Annotated in this window: 24 protein-coding genes; 15 read left to right on the top strand and 9 right to left on the bottom strand. The window is 59.9% G+C overall.

Annotated features, from left to right (window positions below):
* Window positions 1–885 (bottom strand): LysR substrate-binding domain-containing protein, encoded by an 885-nt coding sequence (locus AC07OG_RS16110; RefSeq protein ID WP_060541258.1) that lies wholly within the window; start codon window positions 883–885, stop codon window positions 1–3.
* A 158-nt stretch (window positions 886–1,043) separates the two neighbouring features.
* On the opposite strand from AC07OG_RS16110, the gene ydiJ reads away from it, so the two are divergent.
* Window positions 1,044–4,061, top strand: coding sequence for a D-2-hydroxyglutarate dehydrogenase YdiJ (gene ydiJ / locus AC07OG_RS16105; protein ID WP_495067464.1), 3,018 nt, complete (start codon window positions 1,044–1,046; stop codon window positions 4,059–4,061).
* On the opposite strand, the gene AC07OG_RS16100 is transcribed toward ydiJ, so the two are convergent.
* Window positions 4,005–4,232 (bottom strand): phage integrase central domain-containing protein, encoded by a 228-nt coding sequence (locus tag AC07OG_RS16100; RefSeq protein ID WP_082457517.1) that lies wholly within the window; start codon window positions 4,230–4,232, stop codon window positions 4,005–4,007. The two genes, ydiJ and AC07OG_RS16100, sit on opposite strands and share 57 nt — an antisense overlap.
* A gap of 74 nt (window positions 4,233–4,306) precedes the next feature.
* Between AC07OG_RS16100 and AC07OG_RS16095 the strand changes: the two genes are divergently transcribed.
* From AC07OG_RS16095 to AC07OG_RS16060, 8 genes are all read left to right on the top strand, one after another.
* Window positions 4,307–5,233 carry a LysR family transcriptional regulator gene (locus AC07OG_RS16095; protein WP_495067463.1) on the top strand — a complete coding sequence of 309 codons (927 nt, stop codon included), beginning with the start codon at window positions 4,307–4,309 and terminating at the stop codon, window positions 5,231–5,233.
* 55 nt (window positions 5,234–5,288) lie between these two features.
* Entirely contained in the window at window positions 5,289–5,654 is a 366-nt protein-coding gene (locus tag AC07OG_RS16090) for a 5-carboxymethyl-2-hydroxymuconate Delta-isomerase (RefSeq protein WP_060541261.1), read from the top strand.
* A 462-nt stretch (window positions 5,655–6,116) separates the two neighbouring features.
* Window positions 6,117–7,499: a glutamine synthetase family protein gene (locus AC07OG_RS16085; protein ID WP_495067462.1), complete on the top strand. Its 1,383-nt coding sequence runs from the start codon at window positions 6,117–6,119 to the stop codon at window positions 7,497–7,499.
* Window positions 7,500–7,675: 176 nt separating this feature from the next.
* Window positions 7,676–9,325 (top strand): phosphoethanolamine transferase, encoded by a 1,650-nt coding sequence (locus AC07OG_RS16080; protein WP_495067461.1) that lies wholly within the window; start codon window positions 7,676–7,678, stop codon window positions 9,323–9,325.
* Window positions 9,326–9,396: 71 nt separating this feature from the next.
* Window positions 9,397–10,059, top strand: coding sequence for a class I SAM-dependent methyltransferase (locus AC07OG_RS16075; protein WP_495067460.1), 663 nt, complete (start codon window positions 9,397–9,399; stop codon window positions 10,057–10,059).
* A 123-nt stretch (window positions 10,060–10,182) separates the two neighbouring features.
* A complete protein-coding gene (gene rnd, locus AC07OG_RS16070; RefSeq protein WP_495067459.1) occupies window positions 10,183–11,316 on the top strand; it encodes a ribonuclease D in 1,134 nt (377 codons plus the stop codon).
* A complete protein-coding gene (locus tag AC07OG_RS16065; protein WP_060541266.1) occupies window positions 11,313–11,606 on the top strand; it encodes a YcgL domain-containing protein in 294 nt (97 codons plus the stop codon). The genes rnd and AC07OG_RS16065 overlap by 4 nt, the downstream gene beginning before the upstream one ends.
* A gap of 120 nt (window positions 11,607–11,726) precedes the next feature.
* The gene (locus tag AC07OG_RS16060) at window positions 11,727–12,659 is read left to right on the top strand and encodes a D-2-hydroxyacid dehydrogenase (RefSeq protein ID WP_495067458.1); all 933 of its coding nucleotides are present in this window, start codon (window positions 11,727–11,729) and stop codon (window positions 12,657–12,659) included.
* Window positions 12,660–12,784: 125 nt separating this feature from the next.
* Here AC07OG_RS16060 and AC07OG_RS16055 read toward each other — a convergent pair whose 3' ends face one another.
* Window positions 12,785–13,378, bottom strand: coding sequence for a nitroreductase family protein (locus AC07OG_RS16055; RefSeq protein WP_495067457.1), 594 nt, complete (start codon window positions 13,376–13,378; stop codon window positions 12,785–12,787).
* Between the two features lie 276 nt (window positions 13,379–13,654).
* On the opposite strand from AC07OG_RS16055, the gene AC07OG_RS16050 reads away from it, so the two are divergent.
* Window positions 13,655–14,104, top strand: a complete 450-nt coding sequence (locus AC07OG_RS16050) for a YcgN family cysteine cluster protein (protein WP_007944020.1) — start codon at window positions 13,655–13,657, stop codon at window positions 14,102–14,104.
* Between the two features lie 36 nt (window positions 14,105–14,140).
* Window positions 14,141–15,370 (top strand): hypothetical protein, encoded by a 1,230-nt coding sequence (locus AC07OG_RS16045; RefSeq protein ID WP_495067456.1) that lies wholly within the window; start codon window positions 14,141–14,143, stop codon window positions 15,368–15,370.
* Window positions 15,371–15,455: 85 nt separating this feature from the next.
* Here AC07OG_RS16045 and AC07OG_RS16040 read toward each other — a convergent pair whose 3' ends face one another.
* From AC07OG_RS16040 to AC07OG_RS16025, 4 genes are all read right to left on the bottom strand, one after another.
* Complete coding sequence (locus tag AC07OG_RS16040; protein ID WP_495067455.1) at window positions 15,456–15,833, bottom strand: YgaP family membrane protein; 378 nt, start codon at window positions 15,831–15,833, stop codon at window positions 15,456–15,458.
* Between the two features lie 92 nt (window positions 15,834–15,925).
* Complete coding sequence (locus AC07OG_RS16035; RefSeq protein WP_060541271.1) at window positions 15,926–16,396, bottom strand: RNA methyltransferase; 471 nt, start codon at window positions 16,394–16,396, stop codon at window positions 15,926–15,928.
* 210 nt (window positions 16,397–16,606) lie between these two features.
* Window positions 16,607–16,978 (bottom strand): YajD family HNH nuclease, encoded by a 372-nt coding sequence (locus tag AC07OG_RS16030; protein WP_007944009.1) that lies wholly within the window; start codon window positions 16,976–16,978, stop codon window positions 16,607–16,609.
* Between the two features lie 50 nt (window positions 16,979–17,028).
* Window positions 17,029–17,715 carry a spermidine synthase gene (locus AC07OG_RS16025; protein WP_095171697.1) on the bottom strand — a complete coding sequence of 229 codons (687 nt, stop codon included), beginning with the start codon at window positions 17,713–17,715 and terminating at the stop codon, window positions 17,029–17,031.
* Between the two features lie 95 nt (window positions 17,716–17,810).
* Between AC07OG_RS16025 and AC07OG_RS16020 the strand changes: the two genes are divergently transcribed.
* On the top strand, window positions 17,811–18,101 hold the full coding sequence (locus AC07OG_RS16020) for a hypothetical protein (protein WP_060541273.1): 291 nt from the start codon (window positions 17,811–17,813) through the stop codon (window positions 18,099–18,101).
* Here the strand turns inward: AC07OG_RS16020 and AC07OG_RS16015 are convergent.
* Entirely contained in the window at window positions 18,098–18,571 is a 474-nt protein-coding gene (locus tag AC07OG_RS16015; RefSeq protein ID WP_495067454.1) for a cyclic nucleotide-binding domain-containing protein, read from the bottom strand. The two genes, AC07OG_RS16020 and AC07OG_RS16015, sit on opposite strands and share 4 nt — an antisense overlap.
* Window positions 18,572–18,857: 286 nt before the next feature.
* Window positions 18,858–20,912, bottom strand: coding sequence for a S9 family peptidase (locus AC07OG_RS16010; protein ID WP_495067453.1), 2,055 nt, complete (start codon window positions 20,910–20,912; stop codon window positions 18,858–18,860).
* Between the two features lie 214 nt (window positions 20,913–21,126).
* On the opposite strand from AC07OG_RS16010, the gene AC07OG_RS16005 reads away from it, so the two are divergent.
* The 3 genes from AC07OG_RS16005 to AC07OG_RS15995 are packed head-to-tail and all read left to right on the top strand — an operon-like array spanning window position 21,127 to window position 22,983.
* Window positions 21,127–21,624, top strand: a complete 498-nt coding sequence (locus AC07OG_RS16005; protein WP_060541276.1) for a hypothetical protein — start codon at window positions 21,127–21,129, stop codon at window positions 21,622–21,624.
* A gap of 30 nt (window positions 21,625–21,654) precedes the next feature.
* A complete protein-coding gene (locus tag AC07OG_RS16000; protein ID WP_060541277.1) occupies window positions 21,655–22,431 on the top strand; it encodes a class II glutamine amidotransferase in 777 nt (258 codons plus the stop codon).
* A 9-nt stretch (window positions 22,432–22,440) separates the two neighbouring features.
* Window positions 22,441–22,983, top strand: coding sequence for a DUF2937 family protein (locus AC07OG_RS15995; RefSeq protein ID WP_495067452.1), 543 nt, complete (start codon window positions 22,441–22,443; stop codon window positions 22,981–22,983).
* The last annotated feature ends 67 nt before the right edge of the window (window positions 22,984–23,050 follow it).

Raw genomic sequence — 23,050 nt, 5'->3', positions numbered from 1 at the left:
TCAGATCTGTGTTAGCAGCCAGGTACGAAACGCGACGAGTGATGGCAGCATTTCGTTGCGCGGCGGATAAGCCAGGTAATAACTGCGCTGGCTGGCAAAGGGCCGATCGAGGCTGATGAGTTCGCTGTTGGCCAACTCGTCGGCCACCAGAATACGCGGTACCAGACCGATGCCGATGCCGGCCCTGACGGCCTGGATCAAGTGTGAAGTGAGTTCGAAGCTCGGGCCCAGCCGCATCATCCGATGGGGCAGGCCTTGGTGGCTGAACCACTCGCCCCAGACGTTGGCATTGCTCGCGACGTTGAGTAGCGTCTGACCGCCAATGCGTTCCGGGGTCCAGGTGTCGTGGGCTTCGGCCGCTTGTGGGGACATGATAACCATCAGTTCTTCGGTGTGCAGGCGATGGCTGATCAAGCCTGGAAAGTCGGCATTGCCAACGACGATCGCGGCGTCGATGCCGCTGGTTTCAAAGTCTATGGCGTCGATTCGGGAATTGATGTGTACCAGCATGCCTGGATGGGTTTTGTAGAAGTCATGCAGGCGCGGCAATAACCACTTCGAGCCGAAGGTCGGCAAGGTGGCCAGGCGCAACGTGCCGCTGCCTGACTGATAAGCCATGGCCTGCAACGTGGCGCTGCGGATGCGCCCGAGCGCTTCGCTCATTTCCCGCTGATAAAGACGACCGACATCGGTCAGTTGTACTTGCCGGCCTTCACGGCGGAACAACGTCAGGCCCAGTTGCTGCTCCAGCGCTTGGACTTGCCGGCTCACGGCGCTTTGGGTCAGTGAGAGCTCCATCGCTGCACGGGTATAGCTTTCATGTCGGGCGGCGGCTTCAAAAGCCAGCAGCAACGACATTGAAGGGGTGAGGTGACGGTAATTCATTCGTAAAAGTCATCGATAGCGGCAGGATTATCCGTTTGTCTGGTGCCGGATCCTACAGGATCATTGGTGTAGCTGAAGACCTGAGGCTGACCCATTAATGCTCAGGCGACAAGTGTTTTGAGTTTTCCGTGATTAGACCAACAAGAGACCCGCCTGCGATGATCGCTCAGTTGCCTACCGTTGCACTCGCAGCACAGTACCCGGAATTTCTGCAAGCCCTGCGTGCCAGCGGCTTTCGCGGTCAGCTTAGCGCTGACTACGCCACCCGTACCGTACTGGCGACCGATAACTCGATTTATCAGCGTCTTCCGCAAGCGGCGGTGTTCCCCCTGGATGTGGATGACATCGTACGCATCGCGACCTTGATGGCCGAGCGACGCTTTCGCCAGATCAATCTGACCCCGCGCGGTGGTGGCACCGGCACCAACGGGCAGTCATTGACCGATGGAATCGTGGTCGATCTGTCGCGGCACATGAACAACATCCTCGAAATCAACGTCGCCGAGCGCTGGGTGCGGGTGCAGGCGGGCGTGGTCAAAGACCAGCTCAATGCCGCGCTCAAGCCTCACGGGCTGTTCTTCGCGCCGGAGTTGTCGACGTCCAACCGTGCCACCATCGGCGGCATGATCAACACCGACGCCAGCGGCCAGGGCAGTTGCACCTATGGCAAGACCCGTGATCACGTTCTGGAGTTGCATAGTGTGCTGCTCGGTGGTGAGTGCTTGCACAGCCATCCGCTGTCAGATGCGGAACTGGAGGCGGCTTGCACGCAGCCCGGCCGTATCGGCCATGTGTATCGGGTGGCGCGCAGTATTCATGAGACCCAGGCCGATCTGATCGAGGCGGTGTTTCCCAAGCTCAACCGTTGTCTGACCGGTTATGACCTGGCGCACTTGCGCAATGAGCAAGGGCGTTTCAACCTCAACAGTGTGCTCTGCGGTGCGGAAGGGTCATTGGGCTACATTGTCGAAGCCAAGCTCAACGTGCTGCCAATTCCAAAATACTCAGTGCTGGTGAACGTGCGTTACGGCAGCTTCATGGATGCGCTGCGCGATGCCAATGCGTTGTTGGTGCACAAGCCGTTGTCCATCGAAACCGTGGACTCCAGGGTGTTGCTGCTGGCGATGAAAGACATCGTCTGGCATAGCGTCGCCGAGTATTTTTCGACGGACGCCGAGCGCCCGACGCTGGGCATCAATCTGGTTGAGTTTAGCGGTGACGACGTGACGCAAGTGAACGCTCACGTAGCGTCTTTCGTGGCGCATCTGAAGGCCGACACGACGATCGAGCGGCTGGGCCACACGTTGGCGGAAGGCGCCGAAGCCGTGTCCCGCGTCTACACCATGCGCAAGCGATCGGTCGGACTGTTGGGCAACGTCGAAGGCGAGGTTCGGCCACAGCCATTTGTCGAAGACACCGCCGTGCCGCCGGAGAAACTGGCCGACTACATCGCTGAGTTTCGTGCATTGCTCGATAGTTATGGCCTGAGCTATGGCATGTTCGGTCACGTCGATGCTGGCGTGTTGCATGTGCGCCCGGCGCTGGACATGAAAGACCCGGCCCAGGCCGCACTGGTCAAACCGATTTCCGATGCTGTGGCCGAGCTGACAAAACGTTACGGGGGGCTGCTGTGGGGCGAGCACGGCAAAGGTTTACGTTCGGAATACGTTCCCGGGTTTTTTGGTGAGTTGTACCCGGCGTTGCAATCGCTCAAGGGGGCGTTCGACCCACACAATCAGTTCAACCCCGGGAAGATCTGCACGCCCCCAGATGCTGCCCAAGGTTTGCTCAAGGTTGACGAAGTTTCGCTGCGGGGTGATTTGGATCGGCAGATTGATGAGCGTGTCTGGCAAAGCTTTGGAACCGCGATGCACTGCAACGGTAATGGCGCCTGCTACAACTACGACCCCAACGATGCGATGTGTCCGTCGTGGAAAGCTACACGTGAGCGGCAGCATTCGCCCAAGGGCAGGGCGTCGTTGATTCGCGAGTGGTTGCGCTTGCAAGGCGCGGCCAATATCGATGTATTGCAAGCGGCCCGGGGCAAGTTGTCGTGGTTGAGCGGGTTGCCGACAAGGTTGCGTAATAACCTGGCGCGTTCGCGCGGCGAGGCGGATTTCTCCCATGAAGTCTATGACGCGATGGCGGGCTGCCTGGCCTGCAAATCCTGCGCGGGACAATGCCCGGTCAAAGTCAACGTCCCGGAGTTCCGCTCGCGTTTTCTGGAGCTGTACCACGGTCGCTATCAGCGTCCTCTGCGTGACTACCTGATCGGCTCGCTGGAGTTCACGATTCCATACATGGCTTACGCGCCGGGCCTGTACAACGCAGTGATGGGCTCGAAATGGGTGAGCCGCCTTCTTGAGCGACAAGTCGGCATGCTCGACAGCCCACTGATCCACCGGCATGACTTGCAGGGCACTTTGACCCGCTGCAAAGTCGCAGTCGCCAGCGTGCCAGCCCTGCGCGAACTGACCGTGGCACAACGTGAGCGCAGCGTGGTGTTGGTGCAGGACGCCTTCACCCGTTACTTCGAAACGCCGTTGCTGGCGAGCTTCATCCAGTTGGCTCATCAATTGGGTTATCAGGTGTTTCTGGCGCCCTATAGCCCCAACGGCAAGCCTTTGCACGTTCAGGGTTTCCTCGGAGCGTTCGCCAAGGCGGCGATCCGCAACGGCAATCAACTCAAGGCTCTCGCCGACTGCGGCGTAGCACTGGTGGGATTGGACCCGGCGATGACGCTGGTCTACCGCCAGGAATATCAGAAAGTACCAGGACTCGATGATTGCCCGAAAGTCTTGCTCCCGCAGGAGTGGCTGTTCGATGTGTTGCCCGCAAACTCGCCTCCCGCTCCCCAGACATTCCGTTTGTTGGCGCACTGCACCGAGAAGACCAATGCCCCGGCCAGTACTGCGCAATGGGAAGCCGTGTTTGCCCGGCTTGGGCTCAAGCTGGTGACAGAGGCGACCGGCTGCTGCGGCATGTCCGGCACCTACGGCCATGAGGCGCGGAATCAGAACACCTCGCGGACCATTTTCGAGCAGTCATGGGCTGGCCAGTTGGATAAAAAGGGCGAAGCGCTGGCGACGGGTTATTCCTGCCGCAGCCAGGTAAAGCGCTTAACCGACAGGCAGCTGCGTCATCCGTTGGAAGTGGTGTTGGAGTATGCGCGCTAGCTCACCGATAATGGGGGCGGCGTAAGTAGTCAGTGTATTCGTCCACTGTTGAGCATGTTTGACGTTTTTCCAATCGGCACGATGGGCCTCTATGTAATCGTTGACTACGTCTTGGAGCGTTACGGATTTCTGTATGCGATGGCCCACAAAGGGTAGGAAGGTGGCGAGCATTGGCACTTGAGTTGCGTAGACGCCACTTGCCCCAGCTACCTAAACTGTCGGCAGCTAAGGATCGAGGGCAGGGAATGAATCGCAACGAACTACGCAAGGCCGATATCAACCTGATGGTGGTGTTCGAGACCTTGATGCTCGAACGCAACGTCACGCGGGTGGCGGAGAAGTTGTTCCTCGGTCAGCCGACCATCAGTTCTGCGCTCAATCGCTTGCGTGCGATGTTCAATGATCCGTTGTTCATTCGAGTCGGCCATCGCATGGAGCCGACGGCGCGGGCCGAGGAAATCATCAGGCACCTGTCGCCGGCACTGGATTCGTTGTCGGTGGCCTTGAGCCTGACCCATGACTTCGATCCGGCCAGCAGCACCATGACCTTTCGCATCGGGCTGTCCGACGACGTCGAGTTTGGCCTGTTGCCGCCGTTGGTGCGGGCCCTGCGCCAGGAAGCGCCGAAGGTGGTGTTTGTCGTGCAGCACGTCGATTACTGGCGGATTCCCGATCTGCTGGCGTCCGGCGATATCACCGTGGGTATTAGTCAGACACGCGGTTTGCCGGCCAATGCCAAGCGCAAGTTGCTGCGCCATATCCAGCCGAGCATTCTGCGCGCCGATGCCTCTGATGCGCCGCTGACCCTCGATGAATATTGTTCGCGCCCGCATGTGCTGGTGTCGCACACCGCCAATGTCAGCGGTTATGCCGATGAGTGGCTGGCAGAGATAGGTCGCAGCCGTCAGGTGGTGCTTTCGGTGCCGCAGTACAGCGCGTTGCCGGCCTTGCTCGCCGGGACTGACCTGATTGCCAGCCTGCCGGACTACACTGCCGAGGCGATGGCAGCATCAGGGTTGTTGTTCAATGAACCCTTTCCTTTCGAGACACCAACCCTGGACCTGTCCATGGTCTGGCTCAGTCATGTCGATACCGATCCCGCCGAGCGCTGGTTGCGTTCGCGCCTGGAAGCCTTCATGAGCGAGCGTGACGTGTTGCCGCCGCCCGAGTGAACAGCGTGTTGCCGTGTTATACGTACGACCTTCGGACCCCTTAAGGAGCTACCTCATGCCTCACCTGCACATGGAATACACCGCCAACCTGCCTGCGCTGAATGCCGATGTGGCGTTGATGCGGCTGAACAATACGCTGGTGGGGTCCGGCCAGTTTGCTGCTGAATTCGACATCAAGAGCCGCGCCGTCAAGGTTGAGGCATTCAAGGTCGGAACGGCATTGGCCGAGCGGGCATTCGTGCATGTGAAGCTGGCGTTGTTGAGCGGCCGCTCGGCACAGATCAAGAAACAGCTGTCTGAAAGCCTGCTGGCGGTGGTGCAGGATTTGTGTGAGTGGCCGGCCGGGGTGGAGGTTCAGTTGTGTGTGGAGATTCTTGATATTGATCGGGACTCCTACAGCAAGGCGGCTATCAACGGCTGAATTTCAGGTGGTTGCCTGTTTGGCGTTGCGCTAAACGACACAAAATACTGTGGGAACGAGCAGGTTCGCTCCCACAAAAAGCCCGGGATGTACGGGAGATGTTTAGTCGTTTCACAACCAAAGTTCTTCAAATCCCGATTTAACCCCTCAAGCCGCCGTGTGACGCTGCTGCTCATCTGTTTACTCGGTTCGCTCTATGGACGGTTGGCCAGTCACAATCCACTACAAGGCATGCAACGGCGTTCGAGCGTCGAGCCTTGGTCGTCGATTCACGTGCGCCACCGCCCCCAGTCTCTCTGCACTCCCTTCTGAATTGGCCTTCTGGGCGTTATGGCACTGTCGCCATGCGCGCCCGCCGGATTTCTGCATTTCCCGTTGATCTTCTTACAGGTCCCGCGCTGCGCGCCGGATCAAAGCGGCAGCGCCTGCGCGTTTGCCTGACGCGGAAAAATGAGAATGCCCATGAGTTGTGCCACGACCTCCTTCGCCACGAAGCAAGAAGCCCTGACGTTCCTGGACCAGAACCCGGATATCGAGATGTTCGAGTTGTTCATCCTCGACAACAACGGTGTGCCCCGGGGCAAGTTGCTGCATCGGGATGAATTGCTGGCGGTGTATGAAAGTGGTCGGCCACTGCCGAGCACCATCCTGGGCCTGACCATCAACGGCGATGATGTGGAAAATTCCGGGCTGGTCTGGGATGTCGGTGATATCGATTGCCGGGCTTACCCGATCAGCGGCAGTCTGACGCGCATGCCGTGGCGTCTGATTCCAACAGCGGCGGTGCAGGTCAGCATGCACCCCACTGAAGGCATGCCGGCGACCATCGCCGATCCCCGGCACTTGCTGGCGAAAGTCATTGAAGGCCTGCACGCCGATGGCTATTACCCGGTCATGGCCGCCGAACTGGAGTTTTACCTGCTCGATCAGCAACGCGACAGTCATGGCCGGCCGCAACCGGCGCGGGATGTCGACGGCGGTCGCCCGCGCGGGACGCAGGTCTACGGCTTGCGTGAGCTGGAGCAGATAGAACCGTTTCTGGCCGACCTCTACAACGCCTGCAAACTCCAGGGGATTCCCGCGCGCACGGCGATTTCCGAGTACGCACCGGGACAAGTGGAAATCACCCTGGAGCACCGCACCGATGCATTGCAGGCGATGGATGAAGCGGTGCGTTACAAACGCCTGGTCAAGGGCGTCGCCCACAAGCACGGCATGACGGCCTGCTTCATGGCCAAGCCGTTTGATGATCTGGCCGGCACCGGCATGCACATGCACGTCAGTCTGGCGGACGAGGAGGGGAACAATCTGTTCGCCAGCGAAGCCGCGGACGGCACACCCCTGCTCAGGCAGGCGGTGGGTGGCATGCTCGCTACCTTGCTCGATTCCCTGCTGCTGTTCTGCCCCAACGCCAATTCCTACCGCCGGTTCCAGACCAACAGCTATGCGCCGCTGGCAGCCACCTGGGGTGTGGACAACCGCACCGTCAGCTTGCGCGTGCCCGGTGGTCCGGCGTTCTCCCGACATATCGAACACCGCATCTGTGGCGCCGACGCCAACCCGTATCTGGCGGCGGCGGCGATTCTGGCCGGGATTCATCGGGGTATCCGTGAGCAACTTGATCCTGGTGCGCCGGTCGAGGGCAATGGCTACGCCCAGGCCAGCAAGCTGTTGCCGACCGACTGGCTGACCACGCTGCGTTCACTGGAAGCGTCGAGTTGGGCAAAGGATGCGTTCGGCAGTGAATTCCTTGGTGTGTATCTGGCCGTGAAACGCGCCGAGTATCGCCAGTTCATGGGGGAGGTCGGGGAACAGGATTGGCGGTGGTATTTGCATCAGGCCTGAGTGAAAGTTAATTATTCTCAAATAGCGTAAATCTTAGAATCCTATTAAGAGCCAACTAATCGTTGGCTTCTTTTTCACAAAAAATTGATGGTCGGCTTTCTAGCATGAGTACTGTCACGGTAAATGAATTTTTCACATTTGCCGAAGGCACTTATCTTCAGGAATAGCCGAACCTCATGTTTAAGATCAAAGCCGTGCGCCCCGAGTGGGTGACACTGATTGCCAGCGCATTTTTGTTATTTGGCTTCAATTTTGTGCTGTGGCAGCACCTGTTCGAAATCACCGCGTCTGACGGCAAAGGCATTGCCATGCGGGTGGCATTCGGGGTGATGATCTTCGCCGCCTTCAATATTTTCCTAACCTTGCTGGCTTTACGCCCGGTGCTGAAACCGGTGCTGAGCCTGCTGTTCATGATCAGTGCGGGCGTTGCTTATTTCATGGGCCAATACGGCGTCTTGATCGACGTTGGCATGTTGCGCAACTTCGCTCAAACCAATGCCACGGAAGTGCGCGACTTACTGTCGATCAAGTTACTTGCTTATATTGTTTTTCTCGGCGTGTTGCCAACCTGGTTGTTGTGGAAAACGCCGATAAATTATCGCCGCTGGCATCGTGAGTTATTAAGCAAGGCACTCGTGATGTTTGCCTCGGCGGCGGTCATTGGTGGTGTCGCGCTGGTTAACTATCAAGGCCTTTCTTCACTGTTTCGCAATCACCATGAACTGCACTTGATGGTAGTTCCGAGCAACTACATCGGTGCCTCCGCCGGTTACTTGAGCGAGCAGGTCGTATCAGCACGCCAGCCTTTTGTCAAAGTCGGTGAAGACGCCCGCCGCGATCCTGCCTGGCGAACCCATGGTCGCAAGTCCTTGACGGTACTGGTGGTCGGTGAAAGTGCCCGGGCGGAGAACTTTGGCGTCCTCGGCTATAACCGCGATACCACGCCGAAACTGGATAAGGAAGCTGGCCTGATTGCCTTTACCGATGTGAAGTCCTGCGGCACTGAAACAGCAGTGTCGGTGCCCTGCATGTTCTCCAATATGGGGCGCAAGAATTACGACGCAAGCAAGGCCAAAAATGAAGAAGGCCTGCTGGATGTACTCAAGCGCGCCGGCCTCGACGTGATCTGGCGTGACAACCAGTCAGGCTGCAAGGGTACCTGCGATCGCGTCACCCTCGACGACGTCAGCAACCTGAAAGACCCGGTGCTGTGCGCCAACAGTGAATGTCGCGACGAAATCCTCCTGCAGGGTTTGCAGCACTTTATCGATACGCTGGATAAGGACACGGTGTTGGTCCTGCACCAGATGGGCAGCCACGGTCCGGAGTACTTCAAGCGCTACCCGAAAGAGTTCGAACACTTTACCCCGGTCTGTGAAAGTAACGCGCTGAACAACTGCAGTCGCGAAAGTATCGTCAATGGCTACGACAACACCCTGGTGTATACCGACCATGTGTTGTCGACCCTGATCGACTTGTTGCGCAAGAACCAGGACAAGGTCGATACCGCCATGCTTTATCTGTCGGACCACGGCGAGTCCCTGGGTGAATACAACCTGTTTCTCCATGGCACGCCTTACATGCTGGCGCCAGACCAGCAAAAGCATGTGGCGATGCTGGCCTGGTTCTCCGACAGCTATCAGAAGTCGTTCTCGGTAGACACTCATTGCCTGCAACTGAGCCGGGAAATGCCATTGAGTCAGGACAACCTGTTTCATTCGATGCTCGGCCTGCTGGAGGTCGACAGCAAGGTTTATAACCAGGGTCTGGATATGTTTGCCGGATGTCGCGGCGCGGTGACCGATGGCGTGTTGGCCAAGGATTGATTGCTTCGACCCTGTCTCACGCGACGGCCGCCGACCAGCGGCCTGTAATCCTTCTCCAAGAGCCATTGCACATGTCCTTCCAGCCCCCATCCGCCTTCGAGCTTGAAATTGCCCGGCGTTACGATCAGGAGCACGCGCGCGTCTGCCTGCAGCCGCACACGCCAGGCTTGGTCGAGCGTCTGCGGTACTGGCGCGAGGAGCGGCTGGTACGTAATGCGCTCAAGGTCGCTGGTGAACCCGGTCTGATCCTCGATGTGGCCTGTGGAGTCGGGCGATACTGGCCGGTACTGGCCGGGCACGCCAATCGAGTGATTCTTGCGACTGATCCGTCCCAGGACATTCTCGATCATGCGCGCACCCACCATCCACAGAGTCTGTTCAAACGGGTCAAGACCTTTCAAAGCTCAGCTTTCGCCATCGGCTTGTCGGAGAATGCGGTTGACTGCATTTTTTGCATGCAAGTGTTTCAACACCTCACCACCCGCGAACTTCGTCTGGCGATGCTTGGCGAGTTCCATCGGGTCAGCCGCGATACAGTGATTGTGGCGGTCTACCTTGATGGTCGCTTCCAGGGACAACATTGCGACGGGGAGGGTGTCGCGACCCGGTCGTTACCGGGTAAGGCCGAAGTGGAAAACGAATTCCGGCAGGCGGGTTTCCGTTTGCTCAACCAACAGGATTTCCTGCCCGGTTGCGCGCGGATGCGCGTTTACGTACTGGGCAAGGCCAGCTAGCGTCGATTTGTCGGACTATTCTTGGTATCAGGCACGAATTTTCGCTAACGCTCTTGTTCAGTGGATGCGCGGAAATCGCCGGGGGCGATATATACTGCGCGCCATTCTTCAAGGGAGAGCCGTGTGGCCATCGATATTCACTGGATTCGCGACAACGATAGCCTTGGTCGGTTTTGTACCGAGTGGCAGCAGCTGCCATTCGTTGCCCTCGATACCGAATTCATGCGGGTCGACACGTTCTACCCCATCGCCGGCCTGCTGCAGATTGGCGATGGCGTTCGCGCTTACCTGATCGACCCGCTGACCATCGACAACTGGCAACCTCTGGCCGCGCTGCTGGAAAACCCGGCGGTGGTCAAAGTGGTGCACGCCTGCAGCGAGGATCTCGAGGTTCTGTTGCGCCTGACCGGCAGCCTGCCGGCCCCGTTGTTCGATACACAACTGGCCGCCGCGTACCTGAACCTGGGTTTCTCCATGGGCTATTCGCGACTGGTGCAGGAAGTGCTCGGCATCGACCTGCCCAAGGGTGAAACCCGTTCCGACTGGCTGCAGCGGCCGTTGTCCGACACCCAGATCAGCTACGCCGCCGAAGATGCCTTGCACCTGGCGGAAGTTTTCGTACAGCTTCGTCCGAAGCTTTCCGATGACAAATACGCCTGGGTGCTCGAGGACGGTGCCGAGCTGGTGGCTAACCTGCGCCGCGAAACCGACCCATACGAGGTCTATCGCGACGCCAAGCTGGCCTGGAAACTGTCCCGCGCCCAGCTCGCCGTACTGCGTGAACTCTGCGCCTGGCGCGAGCAGCAAGCCCGGGCCCGTGATTTGCCACGCAATCGTATTATTCGTGAACACTCACTGTGGCCACTGGCGCGCACGCAGCCGGACAACCTCGGTGCCTTGGCGAAAATCGAAGACATGCACCCGCGTACCGTGCGTCAGGACGGCGAGTTTCTGCTTGATCTGATCAAGCGCTCTGGCAGTGTGTCGCCTGATCAATGGCCGCCAGCCGTACCGGAGCCGTTGCCGGTGGACGCTGCCGTATTGCTCAAGCAACTCAAAGCCATCGGCCAGGCCGAGGCCGAGCGCCTGAACATCGCGCCGGAACTGATGCTGCGCAAGAAAACCCTGGAAGCGCTGCTCAAGAGCGGTTTCCCCAATGGTCCCTACCAATTGCCTGATTCGCTGCGTGGCTGGCGCCGCGAATTGATGGGCCAGGCGCTGCTCGACAGCCTGGCCACCGCCGGAGAACAGCCTTGAAACGTATTTGCTCCATCTACCGCAGCTCGAAGAGAAACGAAATGTACCTGTATGTGCTCAAGAGCGATGCTCTGGAGCGCGTGCCGGAGACTTTGATGGCCGCCTTCGGCAAAGCCATCCATGCTTTTGACCTGGTGCTGACGCCCGAGCGCAAACTGTCGCGCGAAGACATTGCCGTCGTGCTGGAGAACCTTGAAAAACAGGGTTATCACCTGCAGATGCCTCCGGCCGAGGATGAATATATCGAGCACTTGCCGGAAGAACTGCTGCGCCGCAACGACCCGATGTAAAACCCAGACAGGTTCTGTTCAGAGCCTTTATGAAACACTGGAAGGATTTTCGCGGTGGCCGTGACGACGTTGTGAAGCGTTGTCGGCGGCCATCTGCACTGTTTTTGAAAGGTTTGAAGCATGCGCGTTCTGATTGCCGAACACGACCACCCCGTCTACGCCCGGTTGTTGCGCGAGGCTGCGCCGGATCTGAAGGTGCTGACCAGCGGTGATTCCGCCGAACTGGCCAGTCAGGCCGCCGATTGCCCGGTCTGGCTTGGTCAACCTGATCTGCTGGCCACGCTGTTGCGTCAGGGCCACCAGCCCCAATGGCTGCAATCGACCTGGGCAGGCATCACTCCGCTGCTGGCCGACGGTTTGCCTCGCCACTATCGGCTGACCCGCGCAGTGGGGATTTTCGGTCAGGTCATGGCCGAATATGTACTGACCTACATGCTCGGTCATGAACGCGAAGTGCTGGCGCGACTGGTCAGCCAGGTCGAGCGCAAGTGGGACAATCGCGCAAGCCGTAGTCTGGCGGGGCGCAAGGTGCTGATTGTGGGCACCGGTGATATCGGCCAGCGTGTGGCGCAGTTCCTCGTGCCGTTTGGCGTTGAACTGTACGGCATCGCTAGCAGCGCTCGTGAGCAGGCCCCCTTTATTGAAGTTGGTGCACTGGCGGATCTGCCGCGACTGGTCGGCGACGCGGACTATGTGGTCAATCTGCTCCCCAATACCCCGGACACCCACGATATTTACGATGCCGCGCTGTTCAGGCAATTCAAGCCGACCGGGCTGTTTATCAACGTCGGACGCGGTGTCGCCGTGGTCGATGCGGACCTGGTCGAGGCCTTGAAAGAAGGGCATCTGGCTGGCGCGATAATCGACGTGTGCCGCCAGGAGCCGTTGCCGCAACGACACCCATTCTGGACTGCCTGGGGGTTGCTGCTGACCGGCCACAGCTCGGCACCGACTTCACCTGCGATGATGGTACAGCTGTTTGTCGAGAACCTGCGGGCGTATCAGGCGGGCGAAGGGATGCGCGGGGAAGTGGATTTCGATCGCGGGTATTAAAATCACCCCAATCGACTGCGGGAGCGGGCTTGCTCGCGAAGGCGGTGTGTCAGCCAGCATAAATGTCGACTGGTTCACCACCTTCGCGAGCAAGCCCGCTCCCACAGGAGGGGATGCTGTGGGAGTTAGAGGGTGAAATCACCCTCGGCCGCCAGCTCGTTCAGCGGCCGCCGCGGGCTTGGCGCTTCGCGGGCCTGCAGGTAGTCCGCCAGGCTTGCCTTGTCACCCAGCTTGCCGACCGCAACGGCGGCGTGCAGGGCGTAGCCTTCAGGAATGTTCAGCTCCTTGCGGGTCAGTTCCTGGTCGAAGCCGGCCATGCCATGGGTGTGCCAGCCGCTGATGCTCGCTTGCAGCGCCAGGTGGCCCCAGGCCGAGCCTGTGTCGAAGGTATGCCACAAGGCCGGGGTTTCTTCGGTGGCACCGGGTGCGGCGAAGGTGGTCTTCGAGATCACAATCACCAAGGCCGAGGCGTGTTGCGCCCAACTGCGGTTGAACTCGTTCAGCAAACCCAGGTAACGCTCCCAGTTCGGTGTATCGCGACGGGCGTAAAGAAAGCGCCAAGGCTGCGAGTTGTACGCCGATGGCGCCCAGCGTGCGGCTTCGAAGAAGCTCAGCAGGGTCTCGACGGGAATGGCTTCGCCGGTGAAGGCGCGAGGGGACCAGCGATCAGTGAACTGCGGGTGAATGGCGTATTCGGCAACGCGTGGGTTGGCACTCATCAAGAGATTCCTTGCTACGTTTGAAAGAGAGTTGTCTGAAACCTGCGGGCGCAGTTGAGCTGGGCGATGAGGTTTGTCGAGAGCCTGGCAGACTACTGCAATGCAACGCGGTCGAGCGTTTATGGCACGCGGGTATGGCTCCTTGCGATTGGCAAAGCTACTTGGCGGCGCAATAACTGACAAGTGCGATGTACCGACAGTCGCCAATGCTTGGCCCAACGGGCCGGGGGCACTAGACTGGCGGCCTTTTCACCACCTGATGTTGATGCTCGAGCCATGGCCGCCAAAGTCGAACCGTTCTGGATACGCAAAACCCTCGATCAACTCGATCAAGAGGAATGGGAATCGCTGTGCGACGGCTGCGGCCTGTGCTGCCTGCAAAAGCTTGAAGATGAAGACGACAACAGCGTCTATTACACGCGCATCGCCTGCAAACTGCTGGACCTGAAAACCTGTCAGTGCACTGACTACCCTAATCGTCGTGACTTCGTGCCGGACTGCATCCAGCTCACGCCGGGCAAGGCCGACGAGTTCAAGTGGCTGCCACCGACCTGTGGCTATCGCCTGGTCAGCGAAGGCAAGGACCTGCCGCTGTGGCATCACCTGGTGTGCGGTGATCGCGATGCCGTGCACCACGAGCGCATCTCCCAGTCCGGGCGCATGCTGGCCGAAGGCAGCGTGCCGGAAGATGATTGGGAAGATCACCTGATTTTCCGGGCGGGCTGATCGCCCGGGGTTTTAGCGTTTCACGAAGGAGTGTGTATGGCTGTGGAATGGCGGCTGGCGTTGGCTTGTGGATTTCTGACCCTGGGTTCGCCCGTGTGGGCGGCGAACAAGGTCGATCTGGATTATCACGTGCGCTTGCTGCCGCAGAGCGATCAGGCCGAAGTGCGCCTTACCCTGGCCCAGGGTTCGGCAGTGCGCAGTCTGGATTTCGACCTTGGTGACGGCAGCCATTACAGTGATTTCAAGGCCGATGGCCAATGGCAGCTGACGCCGGGCAGCCAAGCACGGGGCGTTTGGCAACCAGGCGCCGACAAGGCCAGCCTGACCTATCGCGTGCGCATCAGCCACGGGCGCAAGAATGGCAGCTTCGATAGCCGTATGACCCCGACCTGGGCCTTGATGCGCGGTGACGACCTGGTGCCGCCCGCCCGACTCGATCAGCAGGATGGCGTCGAATTGGTGGCGCGCCTTGAGTTTGAACTGCCCAGTGGCTGGAAAAGCGTCGAAACCGCCTGGCCGCGCATCGGCACGAACAAATTCCGCATCGATAACCCCTCCCGCCTGTTCGACCGGCCCACGGGCTGGATGCTCGCCGGCCACCTCGGCAGTCGGCGCACGCGGCTTGGGGAGACCGAAGTCACCGTCGCCTCTCCCCAGGGGCAGGGCATGCGCCGCATGGATGTGCTGACCATGCTGACCTTCGTCTGGCCCCAGGTACAGGCGGTTTATTCCCGACACCCGACCAAACTGCTGATTGTCGGCGCCAGCGATCCCATGTGGCGCGGCAGCCAGGCGGCACATGAGTCGATCTACCTCAACAGCCGTCTGCCGCTGGTCAGCGAAAGCGGCACCAGCGTCCTGGTGCGTGAACTGGCTCAGCTGTGCGGGAGAATCAACGACACGCAGCGCAGTGACTGGATCAGCGAAGGTCTTGCCGAGTATTACGCCATCGAACTTGTGCGGCGGGCCGGCGGCATGAGCGATGAGCGGTACGAAAGTCTGCACGCCAAGCTGATCAAGACAGGCCAGAAGGTCACGACCTTGCGCGTTGAATCGGCGAGCCCGGCGCAGGTGGCCAGGGCGGTGGTGTTATTGCAGGAGCTGGATCGCGAGATTCGCCTGAAAACCCACAACAAGCGTTCGCTCGATGATGTGCTGCGTGGGGTGATGCGCCTGGAGAACGTTGATACCAAGGCGTTTGTGCAGCTCAGCGAGAGTGTGATCGGGGATTCGTCGAAGGTACTGGATACCGAGTTGCTTCAGTAACTCGGCTATCGCTGGCGAGCCAGCTCCCACAAGTGGAAGCTGGCTTGCCGGCGATGAGGCCATCAGCCTTACCAGAACGCTTGGATCAGACCCCGGCTTTCGGCGATTGCAGCGAATCATTGCCCGTGACAGTCGCCGTTTTGGTCGCCGCCTCGGCATTGGCCTTCAACTGGCTCAACTCTTCCCCGGCCCGCTGGATTTTCGCCCGCACGTTGTTCATGTCCTGACGGCTTTTTTCCAGCAGGCTTTTCGCCGAGCTGTGGCCAGTGATGCCACGGGCCAGGGCGACGCCGCCAATGGCCACCTGGATCAAACCGAAAATACCGCCGCGGCGCAGGCCTTTACCGACCATCACAACGCCGCCCGCCAGGGAACCGATGCGCTCCCAGCCCTGCACGTTTTGCTCGGATGGGCTCTGCAAAGGTGTGGATTCGATACGCTCGACGCGCTTGAGTTCGCTCATGATCTGACTCCAGGCAGGAAGGGTTGCTTCAGTAATGGATAGTTAAGCTGACTGCCGAAACGGCCAGCTTGTTCCATCGGATGTGCGGCACTTCAGCGGAATTTCGGCCCGGATCGGGTATTGAGACCCTTGGCCATGCGGTCATAGAGCACGACGTTGACGGTGGCCGCCAGGTTCATGCAGCCGGTGGTCGGGATGTACACCACGTCTTCGCACCAGTCGCGAATCTCTTGATCCAGCGAACCGTCCTCGGGGCCGAAGATGTACAGCGCGCGATCCGGGTGAGTGTATTCAGGCAGCGCCCGGGCGCCGTCGACAAGTTCAACGGCAACGGGCACGCAGCCCAAGGGCAGGATTTTCTTCAGGTCGTCGATGCCGATCAGCGGAATGTCGTAGTGGACTCGCTTGGTATCGGTGACGAAGTCAGCGGCGCGTTCATAGCGCTTGCCGGTATAGAACACCGACGCCACGCCATAACAGCCAGCGGCGCGCATCACCGAACCGACGTTCTCCGGTGATTTTGGGTTGTACAAACCGATGCAGCTGTACCGTTTGTCTGCCACGAGCGAAGCGCCTTTCAGGAAAAAAGCGCGATTATACGGGGAATGGGTGGCAGTGGTCTGTTCGCAGATTAGTGGTGTCTGCGCAATCGCCTTCGCGAGCAAGCCCGCTCCCACACTGGACCTGAAGCGCACATAAATTGAGTGCTCACCTCCAATCCACTGTGGGAGCGGGCTTGCTCGCGAAGGGGCCGGTTCAGGCGCTAAAAATCTTCAGTCTTCCTTTTTCATCAAACCGGCCAAAGCCGCAAACGGATTGTGCGTCGCCTTGGCGATTTTTGGTGTGCTCAGCGAGCCTTCGCCGAAGTACTGCTGGTCGGTATATCGAGAGTGCTCGTTATCGTGGCAATACAGGCACAACAATTCCCAGTTCGAGCCGTCCTGCGGGTTGTTGTCGTGGTTGTGGTCGCGGTGGTGCACGGTCAGTTCGCTCAGGCGCTTGCCGGAAAACTCTCGGGCGCAGCGGCCGCACACGTGCGGGTACATCTTCAGGGCTTTATCGCGGTAGCCCATTTCCTTGTCGCGCTGGTTGTCGGCAAGGATGCGATCCAGCTTCGAAGTGTTGGTCGGGGTGGACGAACTCATGGGTTCACCTTTGTAGAAAGACTAATGACGGTTATAGGGTGAAGTTTAGCCTAGCCCTTGAGCTTCTCGGCAATCCAGATGGTGTGACGGGTGCCTTTGTTGCCATGGGCGAAGACCTGGACTTCCTCGGCCTTGAAGCCAGCTTTTTTCAGCTTGTCGGAAAATTGCCGATCGGCGCTGGCCGACCACACGGCCAGCACGCCCTTGGGCCGCAAGGCTTTGGCGCAGGCCGCCAGGCCTCCTGCGGAGTACAACCAGCTGTTGGCCTTCTGGGTCAGTCCTTCAGGGCCGTTGTCGACATCGAGCATGATCGCATCAAAACCCTGTGGCTCGGCTTGCAGTACCTTGGCGACGTCTTCCATGCGAATTACCGTGCGTGGGTCGAGCAGCGGCTTGCCGGCCTTTTCGCCCAAGGGACCGCGGTTCCACTCGACCACGCCTGGCACCAGCTCGGCCACCACCACTTCGGCGCTCTTGCCCAGGTGCTTGAGCGCGGAGGCGAGGGTGAAGCCCATGCCCAGTCCGCCGATGAGCACCCGTGAATTCGGTCGGCCAGCGACTTTGCGGCAAGGAATCTCGGCCAGGGCGTCTTCGGAGCCGTGCATACGGGTGTTCATTAATTGCCCGCCGTCACCGCCCTGGATCTTGATGACGAAATCCTCGCCGTACTCGAACAGGCACAGGGCGCCGCCGTTTTCAGGAATAGGGGTGGTGTCGAGCAGAACAAAACGTTTCATGGGGCTCACTTGAAGAAAATTGGCAGAACTCAGGAGGGCAAACCGACGCAGTTGGGAGTAGCCTGTTTATGACGACAAGGCCAACGGAGCCATTGATGAAGCGCACCATTCTAACGGTCATTGCCCTGGCCGCGCTCTCGATAACTGCAGCGCAGGCCCAACAGCTGCAAACCATTCCTGTCAGCCCCGCGTCGACGCTCGGTGCTCCCGGCACTGCGACGCCTACACCATATCCGCAGATCAGCCCCGCACCGTTGCCCAGGGTTGGCCCAGGCAGCAGCGGTCCGCCGTTGGTGCCGATGGAGATGCCCAGCCCGCCGAGCAAAGACCAGCCGCTGCCAGGGCTTACACCGCAACCACCGAAAGCCAAGTCGCCGGGCGGTTAAACCTGCTGTGAAAGCAGTTGCCCGTCGGCCATGCGCAGGCGCCTGGAGAGGGAAACGGCGAGGGCACGGATGATCTTCGCGGCGATTTTCGGCGCGTCGTTGAGCATTTTTTCCAGTGAGTCCTTACCCAGGTTAAGCAACTGACAGTTGCTCGCCGCCACGCAACTGGCCGAGCGCCGCTCGCCGTCGAGCACAGCCATTTCACCGAACGAGCGACCGCTGCGCAAAGTGGCGATGGTTACCCGTTGGCCGTCGGCGGTGGTTTTCTGCACCGCCACCTGGCCGGTGTGGATGATGCACATGAAGCTGCCGGCATCGCCTTCCTGGAAAATTTCTTCGCCCTGGGGGATGGCACTGATGCTGAAGTAGCCTGAGGCGGCGGCAAAGTCCGCTGGCAGCAGCTGGTTGAACAGGCCGCAATCCATCAGCCAGTCGCGGATTTCGTTGTTAAGCAAGGTCGGTTCTGACATGTCTTTGCGGTCTTTTTGTAGTGTCTTTTACTGGCTGGATTATGAATACACCGCAATCCCCTAATGTACGAACGAGCTTTGTGGCGAGGGGGCTTGCCCCCGTTCGACCGCGTAGCGGTCGCATAGCACAGCCGATCTATCAGAATGAATTCAGGACACCGGGTTTGGGGCTGCTTCGCAGCCCAACGGGGGCAAGCCCCCTCACCACAAAGGCGCCCACAGGGGGTTAGGTGTTGTATCGGCCCGAGGCGTCTGGAATTAAGACCGTTTCGTCGGGCCAGGTTCCTCAGGCAATGCCCAAAACCTTGAACAAAAACCCATATTCGAGCGCTACGTCACGTAATCCCTGATATCGACCGCTCATCCCGCCATGACCGGCGCCCAGTTCGGTCTTGAGCAGCAGTGGATTGTCGTCGGTTTTGTTCGCGCGCAGCTTCGCCACCCACTTGGCCGCTTCCCAGTACTGCACACGGCTGTCGTTGTAGCCGGCGATCACCAGGGTCGCGGGATAGTCCTGAGCGGTGACGTTTTCGTACGGGGCATAGGCCTTGATCCGCTCATAGACATCCGGCTCCTCGGGATTGCCCCACTCGTCGTATTCGGTCACGGTCAGTGGCAGGTCCGGATCGAGCATGGTGTTGAGCACATCAACGAACGGCACTTCGGCGATAGCGGCAGCGAACAACTCCGGGCGCTGGTTGAGTACCGCACCGATCAGCAGGCCACCGGCGCTGCCGCCGCTGATCGCCAATTGTGCAGAGGAGGTGAAGCCCTCGGCAATCAAGTGTTCGGCGCAGGCGATGAAGTCGCTGAAAGTGTTGTGCTTGTGCTCCTGCTTGCCGGCGCGATACCAGGCTTCCCCCAGCTCGCCGCCGCCACGCACATGGGCAATGGCAAAGGCCATGCCGCGATCGAGCAGGCTCAGGCGCGCGTGGGAAAACCACGGGTCGAGGCTTTCGCCGTAAGCGCCGTAGCCATAGAGGTACAGCGGTACCGGTTTGCCGAGGTTCTCACGCTTGATCACCAGACTGATCGGCACTTGCGTACCGTCCGGCGCGGTCGCCCACAGGCGCTGGCTGACGTAGGCGTCGGCATCGAACGGACCGAGCACCGGCGTTTGCTTGAGGACTTGCTGCTCGCCCGTCACCAGGTCGAGCTGGCGGATCTGCGCCGGACGGTTCAATGCCTCATAGCGCAGGCGGATGCGCTCGCTGAGGAACTCCAGGCTGTTCTGCACGTGCAGGCTGTAGGCAGCGTCGGGCAGTTGCACGCGGTAGCTCGGCAGACCCTCGGGGTGAACCTCGATGATCGGCAGGCCGCCGATGCGCAGGCTCAGGGTCATGGCGCCGGCATTGAGGCTGACGCCATCGATCATCACCGTATTGCTGTGCGTGATCAGGTTCTGCCAGTCGGACTCGCTCGGCGCGCCGCCGTTATCAATGGCTGTGTACAAGGCGAAGTTGATGCCATCGCGGTTTGTGCGGATGAACCAGGTCCATTGACCGTCGAGCGTACCGTGGTCGACGTCGTATTCGTGATCTTCGACCCTCGGTGCAATGCAGGTAAAGGCTTGCTGGGGCTGGGAGGCGTCGAGCACCCAGACTTCACTGGTGGTCTTGCTGCCCACGGACAGCAGCAATTGCTGCTCGGAGCTGGAGCGATAGCAATGCATGAAGAAACGGCCATCGGGTTCATGGAACACTTCTTCGGCCGCAGTGCCATCGAGGCGATAGCGGTACAGCTTGTGCGGGCGATGGGTGTCGTCCAGTTCGCCGAAAAACAGGGTCAGGCTGTCATTGGCCCAGGTCATGCTGCCGTCGCAGTCCTGGAACTCCAGTTCGCTGACACGCCCGTCGGACAACTCCTTCACGAACAGCGTGTAGATCTCCTCGCCGCTGGAGTCGATGCTGTAGGCCAGGCGCTGGTGATCGGGACTGATGCTGAACGCCCCAAGGGAAAAGAAACCGCCATTGGCCAGTGCGTTCGGGTCGAGCAACAGCTGTTCCCGGCTTTCGTCGAGGGTCAGGCTGTCATCTGCCGGGCGCGGGCAGCGGTAGTGCCGGGCGTATTCGTCGCCCGCGGTGGTGCGCGTGTAATACAGGTACGGCCCCCAAGGCGAGGGCAGGGACAGGTCGGTTTCGAGAATCCGGCCCTTGATCTCTTCGAACAGGGTCTCGCGCAATGCGGCCTGGTCGGCGGTTTGTGCTTCCTGATAGGCGTTTTCGGCCTTGAGGTAGTCGAGCACGGCATCGGTGTCGCGCTCCTGCAGCCAGGCGTAGGGATCGGAGCCTTCAGTCTTGTGGGCAATCGGAGCGTCGCAAAGGGTGGCGGATAGGGGCATGGTGGACTCTCGGACAGTATACGAAATAAGGGCATCACCCCCTGTGGGAGCGGGCTTGCTCGCGAAGAGGGGGTGTCAGTCGAGACTATGTTTTCTGACACACCGCTTTCGCGAGCAAGCCCGCTCCCACAGGGTGAGGCACGTTGCTGGCTGGATTTGGGCAGCCTGAAGGGCGAAAAGCCGTTATCATAAGCGCCTCTTTGCCTGCCTTGCCATGGACACCATGACCGAGAACGACTATCTGATTGCCTGGGGCCTCTACGCCTTCGCCGCCATAGGCTGCCTGTTGGTGTGGATGCGCATCACCCGCTGGATGTGGCGTTGGCTGCGTGAGCCGTTGCGTTTGCTGGTCGCCGTGCTGCTGTTCAGCCCGACCATCATCGACCCGGTCAAGGCCAAGGTCGCTCCATCGATTGCCATCACTGCCCTTGATCTGTTGTTCAAGGTCGGCAACAACGCTTGGCGGGCGATTTCCGATCTGTTCATGTACGGCATGATCGCGTTCGCAATCTACCTGGTGTTTGTCGCGATCCGCTTTCCGATCGAGCGTGCTGCCAATGCCCGCAAGGAACAGGCAGCGGCCGCCAACGCCGCCGCCCGCGCCGAAGACCGGGAAAATGATCAACCGTTCGGCGGTGCCGGCGACGATCGTTACGGTCGTGCGCCTGTGCCGGCCAATCCCCAGCGTATGCGAGTCGAACCGCGTTTGTAACCTTGCCCTGCCTTCATCGAGAATCCGAGCATGTGTGAGTTATTGGGCATGAGCGCCAATGTCCCGACCGATATCGTGTTCAGCTTCACCGGGCTGATGCAGCGCGGTGGCCGCACAGGCCCGCACCGCGATGGTTGGGGCATCGCCTTCTACGAAGGCCGCGGGCTGCGCCTGTTCCAGGACCCGGCCGCGAGCTGCGAGTCGGAAGTCGCCAATCTGGTACAGCGTTATCCGATCAAGAGCGAAGTGGTGATCGGGCATATCCGCCAGGCCAACGTCGGCAAGGTCTGCCTGTCCAACACCCATCCGTTCGTCCGTGAGCTGTGGGGGCGCAACTGGTGTTTCGCCCATAACGGCCAACTGGCGGACTTCCAGCCGGCCGCCAGTTTCTACCGCCCCGTTGGCGATACCGACAGCGAAGCGGCATTCTGCGACTTGCTCAACCGCGTGCGTGCAGCGTTCCCCGAGCCGGTCGAGGTCGAACAATTGCTGCCGGACCTGGTGGCGGCCTGCGCCGAATACCGCAGTAAAGGCGTGTTCAACTGCCTGCTCAGTGACGGTGACTGGCTGTTCTGCTATTGCTCGACCAAGCTGGCGCAGATCACGCGCCGCGCTCCATTCGGCCCGGCACGCTTGAAGGATGTCGACGTGATTGTCGACTTTCAGGCCGAAACCACGCCCAACGACGTGGTCACGGTGATCGCCACCGAACCCCTGACCGAAAACGAAACCTGGACTCGCTACGAACCGGGTCAATGGAGCCTGTGGCGACGCGGCGAATGCGTCAGCCAGGGCCGGACCGAATAAGGATCTCCCATGTTGCTCAGTTATCTACGGCTGGTGTTGTTTGCGGCGGGCCTGTTGATCGGTGTCCAGGTGCCGGGGTTCATCAGCGATTACGCCAAGCGGGTCGAAGCGCACCTGATCGAGGCGCAAACCGGCTTGAGCGGTTTTCAGGGCACGGCCAATCAGTTCTTCAAGGGTGACATGCAGGCCCTGGTCGCCCATTACCGCGCCAGCGACGACCCGATCTTTCGCAGCGATGCCGACAGCCTGAGCAATCTGCTGACCCGCCAGGTGGCGCTGGACAAGCAGTTCCAGGCGATGCAGGGACCTTGGTACATCCGTGTCCTGCAAGTGGTCCTGGCCGCCGACCCGGATATTCGCAAGGAGACCTGGAACGGCTACAGCTACCAAATTCTGCTGACACCCGAGGCGATGATCTGGGGCATGAGCGGTGCGTTGCTGCTGTCGTTCGGCCTGGAGTGCCTGTTCCGCCTGATCGACTGGGTGGTGCTGGGCGGCAAGCGCCTGCGCCAGAGCCGGCCGATCGAAGAGCGGGATTTGCGCGGGTTGTAAAAAGATCAACAGATCGCAGCCTCGTTGCACTCGACAGCTCCTACAGAAAACGCGATCCCCTGTAGGA

The sequence above is a fragment of the Pseudomonas sp. GW821-FHT09H03 genome, from assembly GCF_059415945.1.
Note: the sequence above shows the minus strand (reverse complement) of the source record. Positions and strands in the feature narration are given on the sequence as shown.